The sequence below is a fragment of the Bradyrhizobium erythrophlei genome (assembly GCF_900129505.1).
Taxonomy (GTDB): domain Bacteria; phylum Pseudomonadota; class Alphaproteobacteria; order Rhizobiales; family Xanthobacteraceae; genus Bradyrhizobium; species Bradyrhizobium erythrophlei_D.
The window spans coordinates 6,280,368-6,303,020 of the sequence record NZ_LT670818.1; the positions used below are offsets into that span (position 1 = coordinate 6,280,368).

A 22,653-nucleotide genomic window follows, 5' to 3' on the forward strand; every position below is an offset into this window, starting at 1 on the left:
TTCGGCTGAAGCAGTTGTCGGGTGGCTAACGCTTGAGCCATCGGCAAGGTTGCAGGAGCGGGGCCCCTCGATGCCTGATGTCGACATAACATGCCGCGGGTTTAATCGCCGCGAGGAGACGGGCTGAGCGATGCCGCAGAATCGAGCGTCATATAGGCCTCAATCACATCGTCGGGGGTGCCTCGCCAAGGCGCACCCGCGCGCCTTTGCCGCACCTAAAATTTGAAATGGCGGGCCGGCGCCGAGGGCTGTTCCCTGGCCCAGCCCGGCTGCCGCGGTGCGGCAATTTGGCACTTTAATTGCTTGGTAACGACTGGCCGATGGTGGCCGGCTACGCATGTGGTGACCAATAGCCTACGGCTCGCCACCTTTTGCATCATCAACTCAAGAGAGGCTCAATGACCAAGTATAAGCTCGAGTATATCTGGCTCGACGGGTACACGCCGGTACCGAATTTGCGCGGCAAAACCCAGATCAAGGAATTTGACGCATTTCCGACGCTCGAACAGCTTCCGCTTTGGGGATTTGATGGAAGCTCCACCATGCAGGCCGAGGGCCATAGCTCCGACTGCGTGCTGAAGCCGGTCGCCGTTTACCCGGATGGCGCGCGCACCAATGGCGTGCTGGTGATGTGCGAAGTCATGATGCCCGATGGCAAGACCCCGCATGCCACCAACAAGCGCGCGACGATCCTCGACGACGCCGGCGCCTGGTTCGGCTTCGAACAGGAGTATTTCTTCTACAAGGACGGCCGTCCGCTCGGCTTCCCGTCCAGCGGCTATCCGGCGCCCCAAGGGCCGTATTACACCGGTGTCGGCTACAAGAACGTCGGCGATGTCGCCCGCAAGATGGTGGACGAGCATCTCGACCTCTGCCTCGCCGCCGGAATCAACCATGAAGGCATCAACGCCGAAGTCGCGAAGGGCCAGTGGGAATTCCAGATCTTCGGCAAGGGCTCCAAGAAGGCCGCCGACGAGATGTGGATGGCCCGCTATTTGATGCTGCGGCTGACCGAAAAGTACGGCGTCGATATCGAATTCCATTGCAAGCCGCTCGGCGACACCGACTGGAACGGCTCCGGCATGCACGCCAACTTCTCCACCACCTATATGCGCGAAGTCGGCGGCAAGGAGTACTTCGAGAAGCTGATGGAAGCATTCAAGGTCAACCGCGCCGAACACATTGCCGTCTACGGACCGGACAACCACATGCGCCTGACCGGCAAGCACGAGACTGCTTCGATCGATACCTTCAGCTACGGTATCGCGGACCGCGGCGCCTCGATTCGCGTGCCCCACAGTTTCGCCAACAACGGCTACAAAGGCTATCTGGAAGATCGCCGCCCGAACTCGCAGGGCGACCCCTACCAGATCGCGTCCCAGATCCTGAAGACGATCGCGTCGGTGCCGACCTCCGCCAAGGCGGCCGCGGCTTAGGACGGGATGACGTAAGGGCCGGACCTCTGACCGTCCGGACCGCCATTTGATCCGTCAAGGCGTCCACCGCTTTGGCGGATCATTGCGTTTGGGCCTTCTTTCCAGAGGGCGTGCGGTTTCCGGGCGGCCCGGGTTGCGGTTGTCACTGACGGAGCCGCGACGAGGGAGGCGAGATGGCAGACGTCGTTCGCGTGCTTTCGACGCTCGCTTTGATGGGAGCGGTGCGCGGCCTTGCCGGACGATATCAGGCCGCGGGCGGCGCGCGTATCGATGCCGATTTCGCGCCGACGCTGGGGTTGCTGGATCGGCTGGGCGGCGGCGAGACGGCCGACGTCGTCATATTGACCAAGCAGGCGCTCGACGATCTTGCTGCCGACGGCAGCGTGGTCGCGGCAAGCTGCGTCGATCTCGCGCGTTCCTTCGTCGGCATCGCGGTCAAGGCCGGCGTTGCTTATCCCGACATCGCGACCGGGGCTGCGCTGCGCGCAACGCTGCTCGCCGCGCGTTCGATCGCCTATTCGCGCATCGGCGCCAGCGGCATTTTTTTCGCACAACTGATCGATCGTCTGGGAATCGGGTCCGAGGTCAACGCCCGCGCCCGGATCATCCCGTCAGGCCTGACTGCCGAATTGTTGGCCGGCGGCGAAGCCGATCTGGCCGTGCAGCAGATCAGCGAGCTGAAGCAGGTCGCGGGCGTTGAGGTGGTGGGAGCGATCCCGCGCGAACTGCAGACGCCCGCGGTGTTCTCCGCGGGCCGCTGGGCGGCGTCGGCGAAGGCCGTGCAGGCCGACGCACTGTTGAAATATCTTGCCTCGCCGGAGGTCGTCCCGATGCTGCGCGAGTCCGGGCTCGAGCCTTGAATCCGCCCGTTCTTCGAAGCTAACCTGCCGCCGTCAATTGGTGAATCCTGATGAAACCATCCCGCCGGCTTCTATCGGCTGCGACGGGCCGCATCGTGCTTTCAGCGCTGGCGGCAGTCGTATCGTTGGCCGATCCGAGTCAGCTGAGAGCGCAGTCGGCCGACCTCGTGCTGTGCGACCGGCTCGCCGCTGACCCCGCTGATCCCGACAAGCCGGCCGACGTCAAGGGAGTGCCCGATGTCGCGCCGGCCGATATCGCGACCGCGATCAAGTTCTGCAAAACCGCAGCCGGCTCGTCGCGCCGCGGGCTCTATCAGCTTGGCCGCGCCTACGCCGCCAACCGGCAGTTGCCGGAGGCAATCGCTGCCTGGCGCAAGGCGGCCGACAAGGGCTCGACTTCGGCGATGGTCGAACTCGGCGTGGCCTATGGCACCGGCTCGGGCGTCGCTCAAGACGAGGCGCAAGCGCGGAAACTGTTCGAGCGCGCGGCACAGGCCGGCAATCCCCGCGGCATCAGCAATCTGGCGGCTTTGGGTGGTGGCGGCGCTGCATCGCCGGATCCGGCGCGGGCACGGGAGCTTTTGGCTAAAGCCGCCGAGACCAATGCGGAGGCGCAGTACCAGCTCGGGCTGATGCTGGCGGACGGCACCGGCGGGCCGCAGGACGATAGCGCGGCGCGAAACCTGTTCGAGAAGGCGGCCGCGCAGAATCATCCCGGCGCGCTGGAGCGGATGGGCGCCTTCGCCCAGGAAGGGCGCGGCGGGGCGAAGGATTCGGACGCCGCCAAGGCCTATTACCAGCGCGCCGCCGCGCTCGGCAACGAAGACGCCAAGAAGGCGCTGAAGCGGCTGGAATGCCCTTACACGATCAAGGACAAGCGCGGAAATTTTGTCACGAATCTTTGTTTCTAGGCGATGTTCGCCCGACGCTCACTTTTTTGTCATGGCCGGGACAGCTCAGTGACGACGGCATAGCCGCCCCTCGGCGTTCACCTTGATGGATATCAACAGCGCCAAATCGGGCCGTGCTAGACGGGCAGCAGAAAACGCTACACGTTTGGAGCATCGGATGAAACTGCGCGGATATAGTGTTGCCCTGCTGATGGTTTGCTCGCTGGCGCCGCTCGCCATTGCGCAGTCCGGCCAGTCCAATCTGAATGCATCGCCGACCAACGAGCAATACGTCCCGCGGCTCGGCGACATCATGATCGCGGTGCAGACGCGGCACATCAAGCTGTGGTTCGCCGGCAAGGCCCAGAACTGGGATCTCGCGGCCTATGAACTTCGCCAGCTTAAGGCCGGCCTGTTGGAGGCGGCGCTGCTTTATGAGGGCATTCCCGTCAGCAACGTCACCACGATGACAAAACCGGTCCAGTCGATTTCCGACGCCATCGACGCCAAGGACGGCAAGCGCTTCGCGAAGGCGGTCGGCGAACTGACCGATGGCTGCAATTCCTGTCATCAGACCATGCAGCGTGGCTTCGTCGTGATCCAGACGCCGACGGCTGGGCCGTTCGGCGATCGGTCGTTTGCGCCGTCGAAAAAACCCTAAGGCCGGCCCTCCATGATGTCGCTGAAGGCCGCGAAATAGCCTTCCGCGCGGAACAACAGCGAGGCAATCGCGGTTGTTGCCGCGAAGGAGGCGTTGGTCCATGATCCGGAAATTGCGATCGGGCGAGTACCGGCTCTATTCCCGAAAGGTCAATTCCAAAACCGGCAAGCGGCGCAATCTCGGCACCTTCAAGTCGCGCGCGGCTGCCGAAAAGCACGAGCGCGACGTGCAGTATTTCAAGCGGCACTAGAGCCGCGGTTCTGGTGCAAAACGCTATGGCTACGCGGCCCGGACCTCCGAGAGGAAGCGGTTGACCTGCGCGGCGAGATCGCCGGATTGCGACGTCAGCTGGGCCGCGGCCCCCAGCACCTGATTGGCGGCCGAGCCGGTATGATTGGCGGCCTGCTGGACGCCGGAAATATTCGCGTTGACTTCCTGCGTGCCGCGGGCGGCTTCCTGGACGCTGCGGGAAATCTCCTTGGTCGCCGATCCCTGTTCTTCGATCGCGGACGCGATCGCAACGCCGATCTGATCGATTTCGGCGATCACATCGGCCACGTTGCGGATCGCCGTGACCGTCGCGTCGCTGGAAGTCTGGATCGCCGCGATCTGTTCGGAAATTTCGGTCGTCGCTTTTGCGGTCTGGCCGGCCAGAGATTTGACCTCGGAGGCCACGACCGCAAAACCCCGTCCGGCGTCCCCGGCGCGTGCCGCCTCGATGGTCGCGTTGAGCGCCAGCAGATTGGTTTGCGCGGCGATGCTCTGGATCAACGTCACGACGTCGCCGATCTTCTGTGCGCCCTCGGCCAGCGAGCGCGCGCTGTCGCCGGTGCGGCGGGCGTTCTCGACGGCGCGCGCCGCGATTTCGGTGGATTGGGTGACCTGGCGGCCGATCTCGGCGATCGAGGACGTCAGCTCTTCCGTGGCGCTGGCGACCGTCTGCACGTTGGTGGAGGTTTGTTCGGAGGCCGCCGCGACGATGGCGGCCTGGCGGTTGGTGTCCGCCGCGGTCGAGGACATCGACTGGGCGGTACCTTCCATCTTGGCCGACGCCGCCGACAATCCGCCGACCAGTTCGCCTACCTTTGTTTCGAAGGCACGGGTGAGCTCGTCGAGCACGCGCGCGCGCCGCATCTTGACGTCGTTCTCGGCTTCCTTCTCGGCGGCCAGACGGTCCGCCGCGATCATGTTGTCCTTGAAGACTCCGACCGCAGCGGCCATCGCGCCGATTTCGTCGCCGCGCTCGGTGCCCGGGATTTCGCTGGAGACGTCGCCGCCGGCGAGACGCGACATCGAGGCGGTGAGCGCCACGATCGGGCTGCAGACGCGGCGACGGACCATCACCACCATGGCTGCGCTCGCGATTGAGACCGCGGCGAGACCTGCGAGCGCGATCAGGAAGCTGACGCGCGCCGCGGAATAGGCAGCACCGAGGATTTGCTCGGCATTGTCGTAGAACGCGTCACGCACCTCGACGACCGCGCCGAGGCCGCGCTGCGACTCCACGAAGAAGGCGTCGGCGTCGTGCTCGTATTTGCCGCTGATGGCGCCTTCCTTCACCATCTTCAGCTCCTTGCCGAAGCGCTCGACATAGGCATCGTTCATCCTTTCCAGAGCGGCCGCCACATTCGCCGGGGTCGCGGGATTGCTGCGCAATTCCTGCAGCGACAACAGGATCTGGTCGGTGCGCCCCTGCGCACGGCTCAAATCCATCTTTTCGGGGTCGGTGGCCGCGCGCTTGGCACCGACCAGGCCCTTGTGAATGCTGGCATTGAGACCGCCGACGTCGCGCAGGGTCCAGGCGATATTGGCGTAGCTGGCCTGACGGTAGGCGTCGCCGTCGAGCTGGGCCATCCTGCGGACCTGCTCGTCAAGCAGGGCGGTCACCGCGCTGTTGAAGGCCGAGTTGTCGGCGACGATCTTCTTGGCCGCGTCGCGGCGGGCGTCGACCGGACCCGCGATGGCCTTGTCGATGGTCTCCCGCAGACTTGCGAATTTCGTGTTCAGCGCATCGATGGCGCTTCCGATCGCAGCGCCGTCGTCCAGCGCGCCGGGCAGGGTGCTCCTGATCCGGTTCATCTTGTCGCGCGCGCCGTCGGTCTGCTTGCGGTATTTGTCGGTGAGTTCCGCAAGTTGCTTCGGATCCACGGCGGGCGGTCCGAACAGGATGTTGGTGGCGAAGCCGCGTTCGGGGTTGATATAGCGGGGAAGGTCGCCGACGGCCCGGACGATCTCCAGCCTGCTTTGTGCGACCGAAACCTTGTCCATGGTCTGGAATTTCGCGACGGCGACATAGGCCGCAAGCCCGCCGCCGACGGCGGAAAGCGAGACGATGGCGGCGGTCAGCAAGGTACCGATTTTCATAGGTTTTAAGCCGTTTACGCTGGGTCGGGAGCGGGGCCTTCACCGTAGATTACCGATGTTAATCTCAAGTTTACGCTTGCGACCTCGCCGCGGCAGGAAATCGATGCGTGGGCAAGGCGGTTCAATTCCACGGCACGCGTGCTAATGTGCCGCCGCCATGAGCCACCGCATCCTCGTGTTCTACGGTTCCTACCGCTCCAACCGCATGGGCATCCGCCTGGCGCAGTTCGTCGTCGAGGGTCTTCGTGGTCGCGGCGACGAGGTCGAGCTGATTGACGCCAAGGCAGTCGGCCTGCCGATGCTGGACCGGATGTACAAGGAATACCCGAAGGGCCAGGCGCCCGCCGCGCTGGAAAAGCTCGCGGGCCAAATCCGCGAGGCCGACGGTTTTGTGTTCGTTGCCGGCGAATATAATTGGGGCATCCAGCCGGGCCTGAAAAACCTTACCGATCATTTCCTCGAGGAATGGTTCTGGCGGCCCGCCGCCATCGCTTCCTATTCGGCGGGGCGTTTTGCCGGCGCCCGCGCCGCGCTGGCCTGGCACGGTGCGCTGTCGGAGATGGGCATGGTGGTGATCTCGAGCGCGATTGCGGTCGGGCCGATCGCGCAGGCCCTGTCCGCCGACGGCAAGCCGATCGGCGAGGGCGGAAATGCGCTGGCGCACGCGTTTCCCCGTTTTGCCGACGATCTCGGATGGTGGATCGAAGCGGCCAAAGCGCAGCGCGAGCGGAAGAAGCCGCCGTATTGAGGCAAGCCATCGCAAGCCAGCAAAATCCTCATACCCCGCCACCGGCTCTCGCCTTTGGCGAGCCCGACGACAGGCTCCTGCGGGGTATCCAGTGCGCCGCGGCGGCTCGATTCGATCGCTGACGGCTCTGGAATACTGGATCATCCGCTTTCGCGGATGATGACAGCTGGAGCCAAACGCGTCCCTCCGCGCTATTCGATCTGCCGGTGATGGAAGTAGTACAGCGTCGCCGCAAGGGCCGCCGAGGCGAGCGCGTAGAACACAATCAGGTCGAGGTTCGGATGTCCTTCCACCAAAGCAATCATCGCGTTCCACTCCACGGCTGGTGTGGCTTCTTGTTCCCTGCGGGTGAGCCTTGGTGGGTGGAAGGCTAGGCGCATAGATTGTGCGCCGGTAGTCGACTTTCGGCGAAGGGAAGGGTTGGAGCGGGCACTGATGCCAGCGGCGCGGCGCGCTCATCCCGCAACGACGATCTCTGGACATACGTCTAACTCCCGCGGCGCGAGGCGCCCGAAGTTTTGAGAAGCCTTCGCCCAAAGAGGGCGTGGGGAATGCCGGGTGCTCAGTGCACCCGCAGCCTCGTGTGCGAAGTTTGTAGTTCAAGGTGCACACGAGTATTCACAGCGGTCGCACCGAAAATCACCCGGCATCCCCGCACGCAATGGTTTTAACGGCTTCCTTCGAGCTCTCCCCGGTGATCGGGCTTTTTTGTCACCGTCGCTTGCGAACGAATCCGCAAACTTGACGCCAGCGTCGAGGCGTCAGGACCACACGACTTCTCCGTCCGCTTTGGCGCCATTCGTCAAAGGCGCCGCCGCGTCCACCGCATCCCGCACCAACGTCCGTGACGATCGCGAAACGCCCCTCTCAATGGGCGGGACGGCGGGAGTTATAGGGTGATTTGTGATTTCTGGAAATCAGAATATTTTTTCGAATAGGGCTGGACAGGGCAAATCAGCTTGATCCGGCTTGAGAAATTAGGTTTTACGCGCATTTCCGGAAGGGCGCGCCGGTGCAGGTTCGATGCGTGAATGAAGCTCACCGCTCGGCACGCTGCTCCGAAAGGTCGGTTGAGTGCACTGTCACCGTAATTCGGCGCAGCCAAAACGGCCTCGGCGGATGTCCGCTCTAACACGCATAACGGACTCAAGTCGGACAGCATCCTTTGTCCGTTTTGTGCCAGTAGCTGAACCCGTCAGATATGGCGCGTTTACCTTTTCTCCTCTGCCGGACGGTCGCCGATCCGGCGCAGAAATATCTGTGCTTCCTCGGTCAACTCGCGGATTATTTCTCGTGCCGGCATCGAGCGCTTCACAGCACCCACCGATTGGCCGGCGTACAGGGCCATTGCATCGACGTGCCCTGTGGCGGTTCTATCCGCAACAGTGGCCGCGAAGCGCGGAACGGTAGCGCGCGTTCCATCGATGTTTGCCACGCTCGCAACGGTATCATCCTGTAATGCATCAGCTGCTTCGATGGCCGAGCGCAACACACGATGCGGCGCTTCGGGCCAGCCAACGTGGTAGGCGCTCCCGTAAATGCTGTCCTCGGCTCTGGCGGCGATAAGCGCGTCAACGTAAATCGGGTGGATGTCGGCCTCCACGGCGGCAGCAAAGCGCGTCCCCAGGCGCACGCCGTCCGCGCCCGCTGCGAGCGCGGCGGCCATCGCGCGGCCAGTGCCGATCCCACCGGCAGCGACAACCGGAATGTCAGGCGCCGCTTCCAGCACATCGCAAAGCAGGGTCACGAGACCGACGGTGCCGCGAACGTGACCGCCAGCCTCAATCCCCTGCGCGACGATGACGTCGCAGCCGACGTCGACCGCCCGGCGAGCCTCGTCAACCGAGCCGACCTGCCAACACGCCAAGGCGCCTTGGTCGTGGACGATGCGGACGAACTCGGCATTCGGGTCGCTGTAGAAAAACTCGATCAACCTTGCGGCTTTCGCGGCCTGCTCGACGAACGCGCGCGGTGCCCTTCCCGCAGCGCTGCCCGATCGGATGATGAAGTTCACACCGAATGCACGGTTGGTCAGCCTCCGTGTGCGATCAAGGAGGTCCGCCAGCGTTGTCGGATTGAGCCCGGCACGTGCTGTCCCAAGCATGCCGAACGCGCCGGCTTCGGAAACGGCCGCAGCCAATTCGGGGGCCGCTACCGTTCCCATGCCGGCCAGCTGGATCGGAATCTCGCACCCCACCAGCTTGGTAAAGCGTGTCATCAGCATCATGCGCTCCGCGGTTTGCCACAGCAAATTTTCGCTTGAGCTTAGGATAATGGGGAACGCCCGCAATGGGTCAAAAGGCGAAATGCTCGCCGGGAGCAGATGTTTTCCGCTTCGGCTTCGACAGCGGACATTGCTCAACAGGTGCGGCATGTCCGTTCGGTGCCAGGAACGGAAGTCACCCTGTTCAAATAGATTCGTCGCCGAAGAGCTACTAGATTCGTTTTGACAGCTTTTTGATGCCGTTGTGATTTTCTATAATCGCCTACTGACACTTCAGTCATAGCTATTCAGCAAAGAGCCCTACTTCGATCTTGGTACCGGGGGCAGAAAGCTTGTGAGCAAGCTCGGTAGGGGCGGCAGAATTCGCCTCAGGTACAATTTGTAACTTGCCGCCAGTAATTTCGGTTACGAGGCGAGCCTTCATAATTACCTGTCCAAGAAACCGAACCTCTATGAACCGGCCAATATACTTGGCCGTAAAATCCGCAAACGAGCTTCGTGATTCTGCTGTCAACGTAACCGTTACTCCGGTTCTTTCGTCAATGCCGCGGCTCACTGCAGCGTCGGCAACATCGAGAATGATTCTGGGTGATTGAGCCGCCGCAATCGACGAGGACAACAACAATGTTACTAGCGCGCCGCAACGAAGTTTTCTGATAGCCAACATTACTAGCTGCGCGGGCGTTATCGAGGTCATGAAGCCGTCGCTCCGCCCGCGAGTCCCAAAAAGTCACGTCGCCGCATATCCGCTCCCATGGTATCAGGACGGGCACTTTAGCCACTCTATTGGAGCTTCAGGAAGAGGCTTGGGGCGTAAACCACAAACCGTTTGGCGCGCGCCCGATGGCCGCTTTGGGTCAAAAGGCGAAATACTCGCTGCGAGTAGATGTTTTCCGCTTTGACCCCAACAACGGACATCGCTCAATAGGGTCAGCATGTCCGTTCGGTGCCAACAAGAGACTCATGCGCAGCAATCTTCACCCCTATTCGATCACGTCGTCGGCACGGGAAAGCAGCGTTGGGGAAATGCTGAGGCCGAGTGCCTTAGCTGTCTTTAGATTGATGACCAGCTCGATTCTCCACCCGGGCTACCCGTTCTCACTCCGCCGGAACCGCCTTGGCGAAGGCGATGCCCTTGGCTTCGGTGCCCATGATGGTCAGGACCGCGATGACGATCGCGACGACGCCAGCGACGGTGGCAAGCGCAAGGCCGTAATTGCCGCCGAACTGGATGGCGAGGCCGGCCTGCAGCGTGGCGTTGACGGAGGCGAGGAGATTGCCGAGCTGATAGACGAAACCGGGAAACGTGGCCCGCGCGGTGTCGGGCGATAGTTCGTTGAGATGCACGGGCACGATACCCCAGGCGCCCTGAACGAAGAACTGCATCAGGAACGCGCCGACCGCGAGCAGGACCGGGCTGGCCGAAAGCGCCCACAGCGGAATCACCGGCAGCGACAACAGCGCGGCGATGACGATGCACCTGCGGCGGCCGAAGCGCTCCGATAGCGACCCGAACAGGATGCCGCCGCAGATCGCGCCGATATTATAGATCACGGCGATGATGCCGACCTCATGCGGCGACAGCTTGTGTTCGACCTGCAGGAAGGTCGGGTAGAGGTCCTGCGTGCCGTGGCTGAAGAAGTTGAACGCGGTCATCAGTATCACGGCGTAGATGCCCAGCCGCCAGTTCTCCTGCAGCACCGTCCATGTGCTGCCGCGCTCGACGGCGGCCTGGGTGCTCCAGCTCGGCGACTCCGGCACGGTGCGCCGGATGTAGAACACCAGCAAAGCGGGAATGATGCCGACCATGAACATGCCGCGCCAGCCGATATACTGGAACAGCACGCCGTAGACGATCGAGGCCAGGAAATAGCCGGCCGGATATCCCGACTGCAACAGGCCGGAGACGAAGCCGCGCGCATGCGGCGGAATCGATTCCATCGTCAGCGAGGCGCCGACGCCCCATTCGCCGCCCATGGCGACGCCATAGAGCGCGCGCAGGATCAGAAGCACGGTCAGGCTCGGCGCGAAGCCGGAGGCGAATTCAAGGATCGAATACAGCACGATGTTGACCATCAGGGTCGGGCGTCGGCCGTACCGATCCGCGGCGCGGCCAAAGATGAAGGCGCCGATCGGGCGCATTGCCAGCGTCAGCAGGATGGCGAAGGTGACGTCGGAAATGTCGGTGTGGAATTCCGCGGCGATGTCCTTCAGCACGAACACCAGCAGGAAGAAATCGAAGGCGTCGAGCGTCCATCCGAGGAAGGTCGCCACCACGACGTGGCGCTGCGCGCCGGTCCATCCAGAGAGCGCCCGGAAGGCCGGGAAGGCGGACTGTGACGGGGGAGAAGCGGGAATGGACATCGCAGACATCCGGCAAATGTGGGCGAAAGGAGAACGCGCGGGCGGGAACCTTGTTTCCCTATCATCCGGGCGGCGAGGCCTTTGCGGATTCGCACGACGCGTTACATTGTGCGCTCGTCTGCTGGCTACACAGCGTCAGCGCGGATAACATCGCAAGGAGCCCGAGATGAGCCTCTTGAACAACCCATTCGATCCCGCCCGCGAGACGGCCCTGGTCACCGGCGCGGGAAACGGCATCGGGCGCGCGATCGCGCAGGCGCTGGTCGGCGAGGGTGTGCGCACGGTGTTCGCCGACGTGAACGGGGAGACGGTCACCCAGGCCGTCGCAAGCTCGCCGCGGCCGGAACTCGCGGTGACCTGGATCGGCGACCTCGCCAAACGCGACGCATGCGACGCGCTGCTGGCCGATGCGCGGGCTGCGGTCGGAACGGTGACGCACTTCGTGCACAGCGCCTCGCCGGCGCGGCGTGAGGCCGATCACGCGTTCGCCGTCAGCGGAGATACCTGGCAACAGATGCATGCGGTCAATCTGGACGCCGGCTTTTATCTCGCACGCGAACTCGCGCGTCCGCTGATCGCGGCCCGTGAGCCCGGCTCGTTCCTGTTCCTGACCTCGCTGCACGCTGGCACGCCGCGCAACCTGCCACATTATTCCACCGCCAAGGCGGCGATGACGATGCTGGTGCGAGAGCTCGCCAAGACGCTCGGGCGCTTCGGCATCCGGGTCAACGCGCTGGTGCCCGGCGCCATCGCCGCCGGCGGTTTCGTCGCCGATCCCGCGCTGGCGCGGCACATCCCGCTCGGCCGCCTCGGCCACAGCGAAGACCTCGCGCCGATGGCGCTGGCGGTGCTGTCGAACCGGGTCTCGGCCTACGTCACGGGCGCAGCGTTCGTGGTCGATGGCGGCTTGTCGCTGACGAACTGGTTCGAGCCGCCGGAGCTCGGCGATCTCTGAAGGCGCCATGCGCGGTCTGTCACTTCAACGACTCACCATGCCTCGGACAAAGCGGACGTTGGCGGTGCCGTTGTCGTCATCAAAAAAGAGGGCCCGCCGATTGGGCGGGCAAAGTTTCGGGAGGAAGCGTTCCATATGCGGAACGCGATTTCGAGTCTCGAATGATTCGGCCGCTCTCGCATAGATCAAATTGGGTAGCGGTGCCGAGTTCGGAGCCGCCTGTGTCATTTGGGTCTCGGCGCTCCCCAAGCTCGTCAGCCCATTCGGCCCCACATTGATCGCGGGCTGCGTATCATTCCGATGTGAAAGGCCGTCCCCGACGTCTAACCCGGCGACGGCCTTTTTGTTTTTCGTAACTAGCGGTAATCCAAGGCTCCGCCGTGCGGACGGTTCCATGCGGGAACCGCGTCCCGTAAACACTGAGACATTATAACAACAACCGTCGTCCAATATTCGCGGATGCTGATCAGAGCCCGTAGTTAAGAAGCGTTAACTCATTCGTGGCGATATAATCGCACCAATGATTCCGGAGGGGGTCTCGATGGCAAAATTTGCGATTGGCGAGCAGGTCGACAACGTGGCCGACGACCATGAGGGCGGCACAGTCGTCGCCGTGTTTCCAACAGTCGACGGCAAGTTTCGATACGCCGTAGACACGGAAGGATACGGCACGCTTCAGTTCTTCGCCGAGGAAAAACTGGTCGTTCATTCCCACAAAGCCGGAGTGCGTGCGACCGTAGTTTGATTGCGGCGGTTGTCGTGACGACGTGAGAGCTGCTTGGCGGCGCGGGCGGATGTGTCCCTCCGCGCGCGGGTGAGTTCGGGCCTACGAGAAATCCGCCCGTCGCATCACGCCGATCCGGGCGAACATCGTTGGCGCGTCACGCTCCGCTACCAGCAACAGCGCCTCCATCCCGGCCGCCATTTTTTGGCATGGCGCTCGCGGCCTCCGGCAATGCATCGCTGTGCCGTTGAATATTATGTGAAGTATCCGTCGCGTGTTTCGCGCTTGTGTTGGATGATGCCGCCGAATGCGACCGCGACCAGAGCACCGCACAGCGTGACGATGGCGATGATCATGAGGACCTTGCGCATCAATGGATGCGGTGGTTCGACGAACACCGGCTTCGGCGGCACCACGAGCATGTCGGGCCAGCGGTCGATCCACGATGTCGCTTGCACCGCCGGACTGATCTCGGCCATCGCCGCCATGGTGTTCGACCACTCGCGCATGTCTGGCGGTGCAGTCGGCTGCGCGTTAGCAGCACGATCATTCACGCTATCGTCGACCGGCAAAGGTTTAAGCCCGCGCCTGAAATAGGTCCAGCATCCGTCGTCATCGATGGCGAGTACTCGGCGCTGCCACGTGCGCGCGGCTTCGTCTCTGTCAAGACAGGAGCGCGATGCGTGCACTGGCGCAGATAGCAGAGCCGCTATCGCCAGAATTACGGCGGCACGAATCATTTCAGCTCTCCGTCGTCATCCGAGATGTTTCTGACGGCGTCCTGCCGGCTCTTGGCTTTCTCACCGAAGAATAGCAAAAACCGCCTTTCCTTAACAGACACCCGAATGGGTACACCCCACCTGAACAGCTGGATGTCTGCTCCCGGCGAACAATTGCGATCGATCTCGGTGCAATCGTCCAGAAAGTTACCTCACAAGCCTGCGCCCTTGTTGAGACCACCAATGAAGGGTCCGCAGGGCATTGCGCCCTGCGGCCTCCGGTAAAAATTGAATGCTTGTGAAGCCTGATCGAATGAGGTTCTCAACTTCCGGTCTTCGGGCACTTTTCTGACATGGTGCGACGCCCCGCTGCAGGTTTTTTGCCACGAATCAGCCTTACGTCCAATTTCGGCCGCCTCGTGGGCCAACGGGGATGGTCAGACCCGGCGCGTGTCGTCCGCTACTCACCGCGCGCCGGGCCGCTGACCCGGAAGGTTTTCATCGGTCACGTTCGGTTCCTGAAGGAGTGCGTAAATAGTCCATAGCTAGGGGAGTATTGATTCATGGTACAGTCCACTACTAATGGTAAAACTCTGGAGTTGGTCGATGTCGAATATGACATTGCCCAGGTGCTGACAAAAAGCCCGCCGCAACGAGATCACCGTGCAATCGATTTTGCGGTAGCCAAAGTCCGGACGCCATCGCCGCAGATGCCTCCACATGTCGAGCATCACGCCGATGTCGATCAGATTGGCAAACTCGGTGCCGAAGCGGTGATCGCACAATATGAGGGGGCCGTTAAAGCCCTTGAGGCGATGGGCACAACGCTTATCGATTGTGTGCAGCGCGCCGAGACCATGGCGGCTGGATGCAAGGATGCCATCGCTTACGTCCAAGACACCGCACAAAAATACCGCGAAGAGGCGAAGCTGATTTTCGATCGCATCCAGCAAGCATCGGTGATGACTTCCGAAGTCGTGTCGGTCTGCGACGCGATGCGAAAGAAGATCGAGAACCCCGCGCAATCAGCGTGAACGATCGCACGGCAACGTAACTCACGGCGGCGTGTGTCGTCGCCGTGATCATCCAGGCTGAGCCGTGCTGCTCAAGATGAACGTGGACGGCCGGGACATAGGCGAGCGGAAGCGACGCCGTCCTTCGGACGGCTATGTGGCGAGCGGAAGCGACGCCGTCCTTCGGACGGCTATGTCCGGCCCTGACGAAAGGGCTAACCGGCTAAGCTTGCTCCGGGAGGCCGGTTTTGACCGTAATCTTAGCCAAGTTTCCGACTATTTTTCGCCCATTGCAGCCGCCAACTGATTCGGCGTTCATCGCGAGGGGCATTGCCATGGGATTTTTCAAGCGTGAGCTCAGCCCGGTCGAGCACTTCGAAAGTGCGCTCAAGGCAAGACAGGCGGAGCGGCAGAAGCTGGCCGACCGGCTGAGCCTCACCGACGCGCTGCTGGCGGAAAAACGCGGCGCGGCCGAAAAGCTGGCGGTAGCCGGCGCCGCCAACGCCAAGCTCGAGCGCGCCGAGGCCGCCATGCGCGCCGTCGAGGAGCGCGCCAAGACCCAGCGTGCCGCCCTGGCCGAATGCGATGAGCAGGTGGCCTCGACCGAGCGGGCGCTGGCGGACGCCGCGGCGCAGCGCGACCGCAATCTGGCGGCGGACGGAATCGAGGCACTGGCCGGGGCGATCGAGCAGGCCCTTCCCAAATTTGAGGCGGGCGCCGGCGCATTGGTCGGGGCGGTCACCACAAGTGCTGCCTCGATGGTGGAGGCGACGAGGTTCTCGACCAGCGTCGAAGCGGTGCGTCGCGAGATCCTCGCGGCCGCGGATCTGATCTGCTGGGAGCTGCGTTCCGCCGCAGTGCGCACGCGCGCGGGCAACGCCAATGTCGCGTTATCGGCGGTCCTCGAGCCGGAGCAGCCGCAATCTGCCGAGATCGAGCGGCAATTGATCTACACGCTCAACCCGCTGCTGTGGCGGGAGGCCGGCGAGGTGCGCCGGGTTCCAGCGTTCGCGCTGGTGGGCTTGCCGAAAGGCCTGCTGCCGGCCGCGCTACGGCATCAGCATGTCGATCATCTCAACGCCCGGCGCGTGCAGACCCTGATGCACGTTCACGGCAGTGGACGGTCCGATGGCGAGATCAGCCCCGACGATCCGCATCTCGTCGATCTCGATGCGCTCGCCGCTGATGAGACCGACCGCGCAGAGGCCAATGTAGCCTGACTCAAGAAGCAACCCATGAAATGGTGAGGTTCGTGCCTGGCCATGACAATGGCGGGGTGTAGACTCGCGTGCGGACAGTTGACGGATGGATGGAGAAGCCAAAATGACAACCTGGATCTTGTTTGTCGGCCTGCAACCGGAAACGGTCGATTTCTCCGATCCGGCACTGCCGCCTGGCTTCAACGCCGAGAAGATCCATGCCGGGATCGCGGTCGCCATGCGGCAAATCGCCGAACGCGGATGGCAGGCCGATCTCTGCCTGATCCGCCCCGACGAAACCGCCGGTCCCACCCTCGCGCATCAACTCTCCAGCAAGCTTTATGATTGCGTCGTGATCGGCGCGGGGGTTCGGCTGCCGCCAAAGAACCTGCCGCTGCTGGAGGTGCTGGTCAATGCCGTGCTCGAAGCAGGGCCGGGGACCAAGATCGCGTTCAATACCCGGCCCGAAGACTCCGCCGACGCCGCGGCGCGATGGGTGAAAGCCGAATAGCTCCGAAAGCCCCACCGGCTCCATCCGGCCGAGCGGTTTTAGCGCATTTTCGGTCGTGTCTTGGCTTGAATTTCCGCTCACGACCCCTTGCGGTTGTTCCTTCAGTCGTCGCCAATCGAACGAATGACCCGCGCCGGATTTCCTCCGACAAGGGTATTTGGGGGAACGTCCTTGGTGACTACCGAACCCGCAGCCACAACCGAGTTTTCGCCTACCGTCACCCCGCCGACAATGGTTGCGCCGGCTGCGATCCAGACGTTTCTCTCAATCACGACGGGCTTTCCGATTGTGGCGGCGCGTCGCCGCGAAGGTTCAAGGGGATGGCCCGCCGTGATGATGCTCACGTTCGGCCCGATCATCACATCGTCCGCGATGTCGAGTCCCCCAAGGTCATAGAAAGTGCAGTTCTGATTTACGAAGACATTATGCCCGACGCGGATTTCGTCCCCGCCGGCAGTGTAGAATGGCGGGATCAGTAAAAAGCTCTCATCTACCTTTTTACCGATGAGTTCGCTGAACAAGGCCCGAATTTCATCTGCATCGTTGAACGTCAAGCGGTTAAGTGTGGCGGTGATCGCCATCGCTCGTTTGACGTTTGCCAACATGGCCGCCGATTCCGGCGTCCTGCGGTAAATTATCCTGGTGCCGTCCTCATTCGACATTCGCTATTTTCCCCGGGCTGCGGTTGCGCGTGCGTTTCGGCACGCCAGGGCGGCACCGAGATTCGCCTAGTGTAGCCACAAAGCCGAAGGGCCGGAATCCACCTGATCCCGACATTCAAACTGAGCCGCTACCGCATTTTCGGGTATCGGCGGGGCTGTGGCGCCAAGATCACACTGAACGGAAAATGCGTGGTTGAGGCTGTGCCAAATGCCGGCTGGTCACAGTCCTGCCCTGATTGAGTTCCGCCCTTGGCCTCGGCTGGATGGGTTCGGGTTGGGGGCAAGATTGGGGATGCACAATGTCTTCCATCAACTGTGCCGGAGTTGCGTGCGTCAGGGTTAAATCGGGCTCTCATCGTGACGCGGCCTTGGCTTCGGCCGCTTCTGTCGGGAATGGCGTTCGGCTGTCCGCCATCGTTCTCGGAGGCGCCATGCTTGCGGCCTGCGCCCAGTCCTCCGTGGTCAGCAGAAATTCCGGAACGTTTGGCCCAAGCCGGCAGGCATCGGTGCGGCACGATCATACGCCATCGCATAGGTTCGTCGCGTCCACGACGCAGCCAGCCCCGTTCACGTTTCACAAAAATTCCGCCAGGACGCGGACGGCTTCGCAAGGCCTTGCCAGCTTCTACTCGGAGGGCACACAGACCGCGAGCGGCGAAAAGTTCGACGCAAACGAGTTGACCGCCGCGCATCCGACCTTGCCGTTCGGCACAAGGCTGCGGGTAACGAATGTCGCGACCGGCCGGTCCGTGACGGTCCGGGTCAATGACCGCGGACCGTACGTTCCCGGACGCGCCGTCGACCTTTCCTATTCCGCGGCGCAGTCGCTGGGAATGGTTGAAAAGGGTGTTGCCAACGTCAGGCTCGACGTCGTGCAGTAGCCGCGCGTCATATGTCGTTCTTGGGAACGTATTTGCCCATCACGCATTTGTACCGCTGCAGCTTCCATTCATGGTACGGGCCATTGGCGAGCCAATCGGCAATGCCGATTTGCCCTTGGACCGTGCAGGCCGTCATGGTGATTCCCGACTGCTCAGTGTTGGTGACGACTTTCTCCAGGCATAGCTGGCCGTTGCAGAGAACGGCGACGAGAGTAACGAGCATGGTTGTCCTTCGCTTGTCATGAATGACCCGGTTGGCTAACTGGATGCAGAGTTCATGCCAGCATTGGGGCACGCCGTACTTTCCCGGATCTGGCGACGGACGCTATCGACCCACGTAAACCGGGTCTTTCGGGTGGGCGGGCAATTAGCGAATTTACACGACGCAAAATTACACTAAGAATTTACCGCGATCGCCGGCTGTGCCTCACAGCCCGCCGCTATCGCTGCGGCCTTGGTGCTTCGCGTGCCATTTCGGGCCGGGGCCTCGCATGTAATGAAGCTCGGGCCGATAGGGGTTGCCGGCGATCCGAATCAACTGGTGGCATCGCGTCACAATCAGATTCAGGTACTGAAAAAACGGCATCGATGACGGTTGCGTGATCCACATGGCGCCCACTCAGTGCGGTTTGCCGAGCAGGGACGCAAACGGCACCGTGAAGATCTCCTCGCCGTCCTTGTCGCTGACGTGCAGCACCCAGCCGCGCCAATCTTCCAGCACGGGCGTCATGATGAGCGAGCGCACAACGAGGGCGGCGTGCTCCTTCGCCTCGGCAAGATCGGCGACGGCACTGCCGCAGCGATCAATCGAGACGCCGATCGAATTGGAACAATGGAAATAGACCCGAGCCATATTTCGCCTCTTCCCGAATCACGAAAAGCGAAGTGCCAGCTTCGTGGATAGCAGCGATAGGGCGAGCTGAAAATTCCGATAGATTACGGAGGGCACCGTGCAAATTGCCAATTCGACCGATCGTGAATCCCGCGCCCGATTGGGCGGTGCGACCTGCGCCTTACGTGAAGGGCTGTACGACGATCGAAGGAATATAGGATGCGTACTGTGTCGGCCTTTGTCTCGGCCTCTGTCCTGGGGCTGGGCCTGTTCATCAGCGTCTGTGCTTCCGCCGACGCCGCAACGGTGCATCACCCGAAACGGCGACATGTCGTCGTTCGCCCCAACGAGAGTCTGAACGTCGACGGCCTGAACTTTGGCCCCGCGGGTTCGAGTTGGGCCTACGCGCCGGCGCGGCCGCCCGTGCACTACGACGACACGCCCAGCTACGACGATCCGTCCAAGTTTGGCGGTCAATCGCTGGGGATCGATCCGTAGCGCCTCGTGCCGTCAATTTGAGGGATCGTGACGCCGCTGCAGCATATCGTTCGATTGGAGCAAATGCGATGCGTTCTGTTGTGGCCTGTGCTTTGACCTTGGGCCCGTTGATCAGCCCGTATGCTTCCGCCGACGCGGCAACGAGGCACCGGCCGTTGTACCCGCGCGTGCGTCCACATGTCTTCGTTCCCGTTCCGGGCCAAGGTGCGGCCGCCCCGCGCTTCGCGGTGCCCGGCTGGAGCGACGGAGCAACCCGGCGCTGGCTGGATAATGCCAGCTCGGGCTGGTCACACGCCTGACGGTCGCTGCCCTGGAGGGCCTACCGCGTTTGCTGGTCCTGAGTTCGCGCCGCGGATTTATGCGGGGGTTGCTGCGGGGAACCCAGTTCCTGACACGGCGACCGCGCCCAGGTGCCATCGGCCGTTTTCTGCAAAGCGCTGCAGGACGACGAAGCCGATGGCTCGCTTGGCGTCGTCACCTCGGAATTTTTCACCTCGGAATGTTTGGCCAGCGCCGGCGTCGTTTGCGAAGCCAGGGCGGCCACGATGCTTGCGAAGATCGCGTCTCTGGTCCGCATGGGAGGCTCTCCTTTCTCGAAACGGCAATGATTTCGTAGAAAGGATTTTGGCGATTTTTGGCCGCGACGAGACGAGGAGGGGGCTCCGCGGTCGACGATGGCCCGGGTCGCGCCGTGCAGATTCGCACGCGCCGTTCTTTCCGGAAAGCCCGGCAATCCGATGATGCAGTATGCTACCGCGACTGGCGGGCGATGACGCCATGGCGGGAAGGGCCTGATGAGCCAGACTAACGTTCGGCTGCCGGGACTGTCTTGGTCCGAATTGCCCAGGGTTATGCGACTGACAAGCGCGCTGCGCGCCGTCACTCCGCCGCTGCTGTTCGGCTTGCGGCTCTGGGCCGCAGTCTGCCTCGCGCTTTATATCGCGTTCTGGCTCGAGTTGGACAACGCCTACTGGGCCGGCACCACGGCGGCCGTCGTCTGTCAGCCCAACCTCGGCGCTTCCTTGCGCAAGGGCTGGTTCCGCGCGATCGGCACGATCGTCGGCGCCGTGGCGATCGTAGTGCTGACGGCGTTCCTGTTGCAGAATCGTTTCGGCTTTCTGCTCGGCCTTTCGCTCTGGTGCGCGGCATGCTGTTTCGTGGCCTCGGTGCTGCGCAACTTCGCGGCCTATGGCGCGGCGCTGGCCGGCTTCACCGCGGCGATCATCGCCAGCGACGAACTGGGTGCGGTCGGCGGCGCGTCCGGCGATGTCTTCATTCTTGCGGTGACGCGTGCCACCGAGATCTGTATCGGCATCGTCTGCGCCGGCGTCGTGCTCGCCGGCACCGATTTCGGCGGCACGCGGCGCCGACTGGCCGTGCAGCTCGCGGAACTTTCCGCTGAAACGACCCGGCGGCTTGCCGCCACGTTCCGGCTGGCCGGGCCCGAGCAGTCGGAAAGCCGCGAGGTCAGGCGCAATCTGATCCGGCGGGCCATCGCGCTGGATTCCGTCATCGACCAGACGCTCGGAGAGGCGTCCGACCTGCGTGCGAAGTCGTCGAGATTGTATGCGGCGGTCGGCGGTCTGTTCGCGGCCTTGTCCGGCTGGCGGATAGCGGCCGATCACCTCGAATGGCTGCGGGTCGACGAAGGCCGGCAGGACGCGGAAACGGTCCTCGGAAATATCCCGCACCAGCTGCGCCAGGCCGAGGCGGCGGAGTGGACCGCCGATCCGTCGCGGATGCGTCGGCTTTCGGCTGCGGCGGTGCGGACACTCGCCGCACTGCCGGCCCGCGCGCCGTCGCTTCGCCTGCTTGCCGACCAGACCGCCGAGGCGCTGCTCGGCCTGCGGCGGTCGCTCGACGGGCTGCTTGTGCTGGCCGATCGTGCCCCGGCCACTGCGCCTCGCGCCGTCCAATTCCATGTTGCCGATTGGCTTCCCTCTCTGGTGAATGCGGCGCGCGCCTTCGTGACGATCGTTGCCGTCGAGCTCGTCTGGATCGTGACCGAATGGCCGAACGGCACGCAGGCCATCACCTTTGCGGCGATCGCGACATTGCTGTTCTCGACCAAGGCCGAGCAGGCCTATGCCACCACGATGAGCTTCATGATCGGCATATGCGCCGCCACGGGGCTCGCGGCCATCGTCGGTTTCGCGGTGCTGCCGGGTGTTACGAGTTTTGCCGGTTTGAGCCTTGCCATCGGCATCTACCTGGTGCCGGTCGGCGCCTTGATGACCCTATCCTGGCACACGGCGATCTTCATCGCCATGGCGGTGAGCTTCGTCCCGCTGCTCGCGCCGATGAACCAGATGAGCTACGATCCACTGCAATTCTACAACGCGGCGCTGGCGATCATCGCCGGCGTGGGCGCGGCCGCGCTCGGATTCCGCCTGCTGCCGCCGCCATCGCCGGGCCTGCGGACCCGGCGGCTTCTGGGCCTGACGCTGCGCGACCTGCGCCGGCTGACGACGGGGGCGAGCATCCCGACGTCGAACGATTGGGAAAGCCGCATCTACTGCCGTCTGTCCGCGCTGCCGGAGGAAGCCGATTCATTGCAGCGCGCGCAGCTCGTGGCCGCAGGCTCGGTGGGAGCGGAGATCATTCGCCTGCGCCGGATCGCGCGCCGCTTCGGCCGGGATGTCGAGCTCGATGCGGCACTCGCCGCGGTCGCGAGCGGCGACAGCGCGGCGGCGGTCGAATGCCTTGCCCGGCTTGACCGCCGGCTGGCGGCCGTGCCCGGGACCAGCCCGGGTGCCCGGTCGAGGCTGCGGATGCGCGGTCAGATCCTGGCGATGTCGGAGACGCTCGAGGGGCACGCCGCCTATTTCGATTCGGGAGCGGCCGCATGAAGTTCACCGAGGTGAATCTGCTCGGCGTCTACGTGGCCCCGCTCTCGTTGATGATGGTGGTGGCGTGGCTTCTGCTGATCGCGTTGCGCCGCGGCGCCGACCATTTCGGCCTGCTCCGCTACGTCTGGCATCCGGCGCTGTTCGTGTTCGCGGTCTATGTGATCCTGCTCTCGTCCATCGTGCTGGTCGTAGCGGCGGTGAGGTGAGCCGATGCTTGACGCCCAATCGAGACCGGAGCAGGGTGCGGGCGATGGGATAGATGT

Annotated in this window: 24 protein-coding genes; 15 read left to right on the forward strand and 9 right to left on the reverse strand. The window is 63.1% G+C overall.

Annotated features, from left to right (window positions below):
- Nucleotides 1–398: 398 nt before the first annotated feature.
- From B5525_RS29110 to B5525_RS44565, 5 genes are all read left to right on the forward strand, one after another.
- The gene (locus B5525_RS29110) at nucleotides 399–1,436 is read left to right on the forward strand and encodes a glutamine synthetase beta-grasp domain-containing protein (protein WP_079569079.1); all 1,038 of its coding nucleotides are present in this window, start codon (nucleotides 399–401) and stop codon (nucleotides 1,434–1,436) included.
- A gap of 173 nt (nucleotides 1,437–1,609) precedes the next feature.
- On the forward strand, nucleotides 1,610–2,296 hold the full coding sequence (locus B5525_RS29115; protein ID WP_079569080.1) for a substrate-binding domain-containing protein: 687 nt from the start codon (nucleotides 1,610–1,612) through the stop codon (nucleotides 2,294–2,296).
- A gap of 50 nt (nucleotides 2,297–2,346) precedes the next feature.
- A complete protein-coding gene (locus tag B5525_RS29120) occupies nucleotides 2,347–3,207 on the forward strand; it encodes a tetratricopeptide repeat protein (RefSeq protein ID WP_079569081.1) in 861 nt (286 codons plus the stop codon).
- A 157-nt stretch (nucleotides 3,208–3,364) separates the two neighbouring features.
- Nucleotides 3,365–3,847 (forward strand): hypothetical protein, encoded by a 483-nt coding sequence (locus B5525_RS29125; RefSeq protein WP_079569082.1) that lies wholly within the window; start codon nucleotides 3,365–3,367, stop codon nucleotides 3,845–3,847.
- 100 nt (nucleotides 3,848–3,947) lie between these two features.
- Nucleotides 3,948–4,097: a hypothetical protein gene (locus tag B5525_RS44565; protein WP_154073495.1), complete on the forward strand. Its 150-nt coding sequence runs from the start codon at nucleotides 3,948–3,950 to the stop codon at nucleotides 4,095–4,097.
- Nucleotides 4,098–4,126: 29 nt separating this feature from the next.
- Here the strand turns inward: B5525_RS44565 and B5525_RS29130 are convergent, their stop codons facing one another.
- Nucleotides 4,127–6,211, reverse strand: coding sequence for a methyl-accepting chemotaxis protein (locus B5525_RS29130; protein ID WP_079569083.1), 2,085 nt, complete (start codon nucleotides 6,209–6,211; stop codon nucleotides 4,127–4,129).
- 157 nt (nucleotides 6,212–6,368) lie between these two features.
- On the opposite strand from B5525_RS29130, the gene B5525_RS29135 reads away from it, so the two are divergent.
- Nucleotides 6,369–6,959 (forward strand): NADPH-dependent FMN reductase, encoded by a 591-nt coding sequence (locus tag B5525_RS29135; protein ID WP_079569084.1) that lies wholly within the window; start codon nucleotides 6,369–6,371, stop codon nucleotides 6,957–6,959.
- A gap of 1,210 nt (nucleotides 6,960–8,169) precedes the next feature.
- Here the strand turns inward: B5525_RS29135 and B5525_RS29140 are convergent.
- From B5525_RS29140 to B5525_RS29150, 3 genes are all read right to left on the reverse strand, one after another.
- Nucleotides 8,170–9,183, reverse strand: a complete 1,014-nt coding sequence (locus B5525_RS29140) for an NAD(P)H-dependent flavin oxidoreductase (RefSeq protein WP_172899996.1) — start codon at nucleotides 9,181–9,183, stop codon at nucleotides 8,170–8,172.
- 283 nt (nucleotides 9,184–9,466) lie between these two features.
- Nucleotides 9,467–9,880, reverse strand: coding sequence for a SecDF P1 head subdomain-containing protein (locus tag B5525_RS29145; protein WP_079569086.1), 414 nt, complete (start codon nucleotides 9,878–9,880; stop codon nucleotides 9,467–9,469).
- Nucleotides 9,881–10,281: 401 nt separating this feature from the next.
- Complete coding sequence (locus B5525_RS29150) at nucleotides 10,282–11,547, reverse strand: MFS transporter (protein WP_079569087.1); 1,266 nt, start codon at nucleotides 11,545–11,547, stop codon at nucleotides 10,282–10,284.
- A gap of 166 nt (nucleotides 11,548–11,713) precedes the next feature.
- On the opposite strand from B5525_RS29150, the gene B5525_RS29155 reads away from it, so the two are divergent.
- Together B5525_RS29155 and B5525_RS29160 are read left to right on the forward strand one after the other, a co-directional pair.
- Nucleotides 11,714–12,502 (forward strand): SDR family NAD(P)-dependent oxidoreductase, encoded by a 789-nt coding sequence (locus B5525_RS29155; protein ID WP_079569088.1) that lies wholly within the window; start codon nucleotides 11,714–11,716, stop codon nucleotides 12,500–12,502.
- A gap of 541 nt (nucleotides 12,503–13,043) precedes the next feature.
- Nucleotides 13,044–13,247 carry a hypothetical protein gene (locus tag B5525_RS29160; RefSeq protein ID WP_154073496.1) on the forward strand — a complete coding sequence of 68 codons (204 nt, stop codon included), beginning with the start codon at nucleotides 13,044–13,046 and terminating at the stop codon, nucleotides 13,245–13,247.
- A gap of 233 nt (nucleotides 13,248–13,480) precedes the next feature.
- On the opposite strand, the gene B5525_RS44570 is transcribed toward B5525_RS29160, so the two are convergent.
- Nucleotides 13,481–13,966, reverse strand: a complete 486-nt coding sequence (locus B5525_RS44570) for a hypothetical protein (RefSeq protein WP_154073497.1) — start codon at nucleotides 13,964–13,966, stop codon at nucleotides 13,481–13,483.
- Between the two features lie 542 nt (nucleotides 13,967–14,508).
- Here B5525_RS44570 and B5525_RS29170 point away from each other — a divergent pair.
- The 3 genes from B5525_RS29170 (at nucleotide 14,509) to B5525_RS29180 (ending at nucleotide 16,668) form a co-directional block, all read left to right on the forward strand.
- Nucleotides 14,509–14,979, forward strand: coding sequence for a hypothetical protein (locus tag B5525_RS29170; RefSeq protein ID WP_154073498.1), 471 nt, complete (start codon nucleotides 14,509–14,511; stop codon nucleotides 14,977–14,979).
- Between the two features lie 314 nt (nucleotides 14,980–15,293).
- Entirely contained in the window at nucleotides 15,294–16,178 is an 885-nt protein-coding gene (locus tag B5525_RS29175; protein WP_079569092.1) for a hypothetical protein, read from the forward strand.
- A 103-nt stretch (nucleotides 16,179–16,281) separates the two neighbouring features.
- Entirely contained in the window at nucleotides 16,282–16,668 is a 387-nt protein-coding gene (locus B5525_RS29180; RefSeq protein ID WP_079573936.1) for a hypothetical protein, read from the forward strand.
- Between the two features lie 101 nt (nucleotides 16,669–16,769).
- On the opposite strand, the gene B5525_RS29185 is transcribed toward B5525_RS29180, so the two are convergent.
- Nucleotides 16,770–17,330: a sugar O-acetyltransferase gene (locus B5525_RS29185; protein ID WP_079569093.1), complete on the reverse strand. Its 561-nt coding sequence runs from the start codon at nucleotides 17,328–17,330 to the stop codon at nucleotides 16,770–16,772.
- A gap of 431 nt (nucleotides 17,331–17,761) precedes the next feature.
- Between B5525_RS29185 and B5525_RS29190 the strand changes: the two genes are divergently transcribed.
- The gene (locus tag B5525_RS29190; RefSeq protein WP_154073499.1) at nucleotides 17,762–18,211 is read left to right on the forward strand and encodes a septal ring lytic transglycosylase RlpA family protein; all 450 of its coding nucleotides are present in this window, start codon (nucleotides 17,762–17,764) and stop codon (nucleotides 18,209–18,211) included.
- 7 nt (nucleotides 18,212–18,218) lie between these two features.
- On the opposite strand, the gene B5525_RS29195 is transcribed toward B5525_RS29190, so the two are convergent.
- The 3 genes from B5525_RS29195 to B5525_RS29205 form a co-directional block, all read right to left on the reverse strand.
- Nucleotides 18,219–18,434, reverse strand: coding sequence for a hypothetical protein (locus B5525_RS29195; protein WP_079569095.1), 216 nt, complete (start codon nucleotides 18,432–18,434; stop codon nucleotides 18,219–18,221).
- A gap of 204 nt (nucleotides 18,435–18,638) precedes the next feature.
- The gene (locus B5525_RS29200) at nucleotides 18,639–18,821 is read right to left on the reverse strand and encodes a hypothetical protein (protein WP_154073500.1); all 183 of its coding nucleotides are present in this window, start codon (nucleotides 18,819–18,821) and stop codon (nucleotides 18,639–18,641) included.
- A 9-nt stretch (nucleotides 18,822–18,830) separates the two neighbouring features.
- On the reverse strand, nucleotides 18,831–19,064 hold the full coding sequence (locus B5525_RS29205) for a DUF6894 family protein (RefSeq protein WP_079569097.1): 234 nt from the start codon (nucleotides 19,062–19,064) through the stop codon (nucleotides 18,831–18,833).
- A gap of 198 nt (nucleotides 19,065–19,262) precedes the next feature.
- On the opposite strand from B5525_RS29205, the gene B5525_RS29210 reads away from it, so the two are divergent.
- The 3 genes from B5525_RS29210 (at nucleotide 19,263) to B5525_RS29230 (ending at nucleotide 22,596) form a co-directional block, all read left to right on the forward strand.
- Nucleotides 19,263–19,541, forward strand: coding sequence for a hypothetical protein (locus tag B5525_RS29210; RefSeq protein ID WP_154073501.1), 279 nt, complete (start codon nucleotides 19,263–19,265; stop codon nucleotides 19,539–19,541).
- Between the two features lie 794 nt (nucleotides 19,542–20,335).
- A complete protein-coding gene (locus B5525_RS29225) occupies nucleotides 20,336–22,390 on the forward strand; it encodes an FUSC family protein (RefSeq protein ID WP_079569101.1) in 2,055 nt (684 codons plus the stop codon).
- The gene (locus B5525_RS29230) at nucleotides 22,387–22,596 is read left to right on the forward strand and encodes a DUF1656 domain-containing protein (protein ID WP_079569102.1); all 210 of its coding nucleotides are present in this window, start codon (nucleotides 22,387–22,389) and stop codon (nucleotides 22,594–22,596) included. Before B5525_RS29225 ends, B5525_RS29230 begins: the two co-directional genes overlap by 4 nt.
- Nucleotides 22,597–22,653 lie beyond the last annotated feature (57 nt).